The sequence below is a fragment of the Crocosphaera sp. Alani8 genome, from assembly GCF_038442745.1.
Taxonomy (GTDB): Bacteria; Cyanobacteriota; Cyanobacteriia; order Cyanobacteriales; family Microcystaceae; genus Crocosphaera.
Genome location: NZ_JARVCN010000233.1, coordinates 1 through 5,121 on the forward strand (window position 1 = coordinate 1; position 5,121 = coordinate 5,121).

A 5,121-nucleotide genomic window follows, 5' to 3' on the forward strand; every position below is an offset into this window, starting at 1 on the left:
AGGGTTTTAGCCATCGCTTCTCATATCAACTTTTCTTGGTGCAAGATGTGAGTCTTAGCTAAAAGCCGAAGGCTGTGCGATAGCGCCGGAACGGAGTGAGGAACTGCTTGCTAATTTAAGTTTTTATGTATTGGTGCAAGATGTCAGTATAGAAATTTCTACATTTATGGTACTTTACCTAAAATTTTATGCTAGGGTGATTGGTTTGGAATTTGGCGATCGCTTTTTTTAATCCTTCTAGAGAATCATGGGTAATTAAAAACGTTTTAAATTCTTCCCCTTCACTGAGATATTCAGCATAAGCTGATTGTAAATAGGGGCGAAATGACTGGTTTTCCCGTAAATGAACCTGCAAAAAGGCTAGGATTAAAGCTTGATTATAACTGGTCAATAATTCAGGTTCTGGAAGGGATAAATAGAGAAAGTTATCGATTAACTCCCCCAAACCCCCATCTAATTCGGAAATATCAGCATGAGTATCCCCTTCTTGTAAACTCAAATAACGATTCCCACTATTAAACCAAGGAAATGGCCTAACTTGTTCCAATACAAAAGGTGTGGCCGGGTCATATTTTCCAGCTTGAACATAGACAGGTAAGGAAACCCGTGATAACCCTTGTGGCCCAAAAATAGCACTTTTTAGAGGATTGGTAAGAGCAATAGCTTTGACTCGTTCATCTTTTAGGGAATACACCTCTGGATCGAGGTTTAAGGCGCGACATTGTAGTAATAAGGATAAATTCAAACGGCCAGGACATTCTCGGGCTAAATTTTCAAACTCAAGGGTTGCACCAGCTACTGCTAAAGCAGTATAACCCCCAAAAGAATGACCGATGACAGCTATTTTATTAAGATCCAATTTGCCTGAAAAAGCTGCTTGATTACGTCTTTCTAGTTCATCAATCACATAACTAATATCTTTGGGACGATCAATAAATTCACTGTTTAAAAATATTTGACGAGACAGTCCCCTTTTCAGATTTTGAAGTTGTTGGCGATCGCTACCTGGATGTTGGGGTATGGCCACAACGTAACCGTAGGAGGCTAAATGTTCAGCATAGTCAGCAAAATGTTCCGGGGAGGAAGCTAAACCATGAGATGCAATGACAATAGGATATTCAATTTCTTGCTGTAGTTGGGGTTGATAAATATAAACACGAAAGGTTCGGTTTCGCTTGCTATCTGTAAGAGTCCATTGACTTGTTTGTACTGGTAATTTTCCTGGTTGACGTAAATCAGGCAGAGTAGAAAAGTTTGTGGGTGAAGCGTTGGCTATTTCTTGTTGAGCAAGTTGACTAATTTCTTCGCGAAAAAAATTGGTAGCAATAATAATTGAGTCGAAACGGGTAGCTAGAGAACGAGCCTGATTAAGATTAATTTGTATATTAGTAGGAAGATTCCGCAATATATTAATCAAACTTAAACCTTGATCATCGAAAGCTGATTTAACTATGGCACCACGCAAGGCATATTTACCGTTTCTCCCCCCTTGAATATTAATATGTTCTCCCCAACGACTTAGCATATCTTCTCCCATTTCAGTTCTCAGTAACCTCGAGAATAAAACAGGGTCAATATCCACTGTTTTCTGTAAAGCTTCACGAAACTGTATTTGTTCTGTTTCTCCTACTCCAGCCATTCTAAAATAGTCAGCTAATCTTCTATCAATGGTTCCTTGATCAGCAAATGTTTCTAAGGAACTGATATTCAAAGATAAACGTAAAGGACCGACAATAAAATTAATTTTTTCAGCCGCAGTGATTGGCAAATGGTTTCCTACTGTTAGTAAGATACTGCCTATTAAGGATAGAAAAAAAGACTTATTTTTTACTTTCATGATCTTGTTCTCAATACTGTTTTCATTATCCTGTTTTAAATCTCTCAATACTTTATTATTAACGATTCTTATTTATCTTGCTCCGGTATAACGTAAAATGGGGATTGCTCATTATTATTGCTCGAATCAATTACCATAATTTTTTGATAGGGAATGCCTAAAGAAATTCCTTCTTCATCAAATGCTTTCTTAACTCTCAATCGTAGTTCTCGCCCTATTGGCCACTGTTCCATGGGTTTTGTTCTAATGAGAAGACGAATCAAAATACCTTCGTGAGAAACGTCATCAACTCCTAAAATTTCAACTGGGTCTAAAAACTTATCACACCATTCTAATTCACTTTGCATTTTATCAGCAACTTTAGTCATAATATCAATGGCTTTATCGATGTCTTCATCTGAGGCAATTTTAATAGTGAAATTAACTCTTGACCAATTTTTTGTATTATTAATAACAGTAGAAATTTTACTATTTGGAATAGCAATAACTTGTCCATCTAAATTACGTAAAGAGGTGACAAATAAGTTAATATCTTCGACAAATCCCGCCATCCCATTCCCCACATCAATCACATCCCCAATAGCATAGCGATCGGTGGATAAAATTAAAATACCATTGAGCATATCTTCTAGTAAATTACGGGACAGAAAAGCAATTGCGATGGCAAAAACTCCTGCACCTGCCAGAATTGAAACATTCAAACCGACAATCCAAATGCTTAAGTAAATACCCAATATAATGAATAAAGCTGTGGTGGCTTGTTTTAAAGTAATGGAATAAGTATTGACCCTAAGAGTATAACGATTAGATGTGGGATCATTAATTTGTGCTTGCTTTGCCCAACGATTGAGATAATAATCAATAGCAAAATCACCTACTTTATCAACAAGAGTTAACCCGATCCAAACCAGTATTAAACGTAAGGTTTCTGTGAGTAAATAAACTGAGAAAAAACGAGTATGACGAAAGGTAAAAGTAATAATAACTAAAACTAATAATATAATCAGTAACTGTAGAATAAATTCTATTCTCAGTAACAATTGATAAATGTTTATTTCTTGCTTAATAATTCCTTGTTGTTGTAAATAAAGTTTTTGCTGAGAATCATGCAATTTAGAATAAAGCCATTTGTTTTTTTTGATTCTTTTTTTTAGAAAAGCAAAACATTTTTTAAACCAGAAGGCAATAGGATTTTTTTGCTTATTGTTATTCTCATGTTTATCTTTTTCAAATAATTTTTCGTCATCTAAAGACGTTGATTTATTTTGCTCTTCACTAATATCTTTTTCAATTTTTGAACCCGATTTAGCTTCAGAGTCAACGGTTAAATCATCTGTTATATTTCGGAGTTTTTGTCTTAATTGGTCATTGAATTTTTTTTGATGATTACGGACTATTTCTATAAGCCAAACCCAGATAAATCCTATGACCATTACAAGACCAGAAACAATCCATCTTCCCAGAGGATATTGTCGATCAAATTCGTGACCCCAAAGAGCATTACTTAATGAAATTGTAATTGTTTCTTGCCATATTTTTGCCAATTCTTCTACATTTGATCCATTTGCTCTAGCATCTATATCAGTTACTGTAACAATAGATTGAGAGGCAATTCCTAAGTTAAATTGGTCGGGAATAAAAATTACCGTTTGTTGATTTTTTATCCCAATTTCTATCTTAGGAGTTCCAGGATGAAGTGGTTTCATTATTGTAGAACCCCATACATCTTTCAAGGATGTTGGTATCCAAAATTTCCAATTAGGAATATAAGAAGTATCAAAAGTGCTTTGATTTTCAACAACCCGCCGAACAATTTTATTAAATACTTGTTGAACTAATCTCGATCTTTGCTCTAAAATTTGAGCTACTTCAGTATTAGTTTGATCTAGTTCTTTAAATGTTGCTAGAGTGAGTTCAGGGGTTAATAAAGCTCTTTCAATCCTTAATAAAGCTCTTTGAATTCTTCTGTCATCATCGTAAATATATACATTACTACACCAAAATCGACCACAAGCATAAGCTTGATTCAAATCCCAAGGAGGGGTTTGAGTAGGGTTAGGATCAGGAGGTGCTGTAAATAAAGGAATCTGCCCTAAGCTTACTGGTATCCATGTTAAAGTTAAGGTAAAACTTAAACTAAAAATGGTGAACCATTTAATGAGTTTTTTAAAAAATTGTTGAGTTATTTTTAATTTAATTAGTTTCATTGTTTCTTTTAAAATTTATAAAAATTTTTAAGAAAATTTAGTTGTATTATAGTTATCCAGATTTGAAAATTATAGTAACTAAGTTAATATTAAAATTTCTTTAAAATCGATAATTTACTCCAGTAGTAAATAAAAATTCTAAGTTAGGATTTTCCTCAAGGGAAACTTCATTACGATAACGAAAAAATATACGATTACTTAACGACCAGCGGTCGCTTATTGGGATAGAAAGCTCCGTATCTGAGGTAACGTTATAGTTATTGAAGTCATCCACTGAAGGAGTAATAGCAAAGGTTTGGTTTATTCTAGCATCGTCAATAGCAAAACCTCGACCAAATAAAAGAATTGCTACAGTTGGATCAATTTCATCACGAAGTTTTTCAAAGTTAATATACTCATATTCGTAACGAGGTCCCACACCCAATTGTATATCTAAAAACTGACGAATGGAATCACCTCGCCATAAATTAAATCCTGCCCCTACTAATAGGTTACTAATAATTGATAAATCCTCACTATCATTTTTTGCCGCAAATAAATCTTGGTTAGTGCTATTGAAAAACCCTGTAAAAAAGCTCCATTTATGGTTAAAATGGCGACGATAAACTGATTTAATAAAACTACTGGGACGATAATTATTAACAGAGCGATCGCTATCATAACTAACGGATAAATTGCCATCAAGATAAATATCTTGTTCTGACCATTGTTGGTAAAAATTAGTCCTAACACCAACACGAGCTGTCGTATCTCGGAAAGAACCAACATTTCCATTTAACCCTAAATTAAGACTACTACCCGTTTGTTGAAAGGGAAATTCTACTGCAGTTTTGGAAGCATCTATTATAGTTTCTTGACTCTGAGCAAGCAACATTTGTGATTTTCCTTCTTGCCCTATTTCTCCATACTTTAAAGAAATATTTAATAATAATTGTCTTGGTAACAAATTATCTTCAATTCCGTTAACTAAATCGATAGCATTTTCTAAGAGTTTTGGTGCTTGATCTATTTCACCAATTTTGTAATATAGCATTTCCCATACTCATGAGGTACACTGGGAGGAAACTATTTAATGCG

Annotated in this window: 3 protein-coding genes; all 3 read right to left on the reverse strand. The window is 34.2% G+C overall.

Annotated features, from left to right (window positions below):
* Positions 1-178: 178 nt before the first annotated feature.
* Positions 179-1,837: an alpha/beta hydrolase gene (locus tag P9B04_RS13850; RefSeq protein WP_342055575.1), complete on the reverse strand. Its 1,659-nt coding sequence runs from the start codon at positions 1,835-1,837 to the stop codon at positions 179-181.
* A 68-nt stretch (positions 1,838-1,905) separates the two neighbouring features.
* The gene (locus tag P9B04_RS13855) at positions 1,906-4,044 is read right to left on the reverse strand and encodes a mechanosensitive ion channel family protein (RefSeq protein WP_342055576.1); all 2,139 of its coding nucleotides are present in this window, start codon (positions 4,042-4,044) and stop codon (positions 1,906-1,908) included.
* A 100-nt stretch (positions 4,045-4,144) separates the two neighbouring features.
* The gene (locus P9B04_RS13860; protein ID WP_342055577.1) at positions 4,145-5,077 is read right to left on the reverse strand and encodes a DUF481 domain-containing protein; all 933 of its coding nucleotides are present in this window, start codon (positions 5,075-5,077) and stop codon (positions 4,145-4,147) included.
* Between the last annotated feature and the right edge of the window lie 44 nt (positions 5,078-5,121).

Bases quoted from the DNA above. Each gene is read 5' to 3' on its own strand.
- P9B04_RS13850 (WP_342055575.1), bottom strand. From the start codon at position 1,837: ATGAAAGTAAAAAATAAGTCTTTTTTTCTATCCTTAATAGGCAGTATC.
- P9B04_RS13860 (WP_342055577.1), bottom strand. From the start codon at position 5,077: ATGCTATATTACAAAATTGGTGAAATAGATCAAGCACCAAAACTCTTA.
- P9B04_RS13855 (WP_342055576.1), bottom strand. From the start codon at position 4,044: ATGAAACTAATTAAATTAAAAATAACTCAACAATTTTTTAAAAAACTC.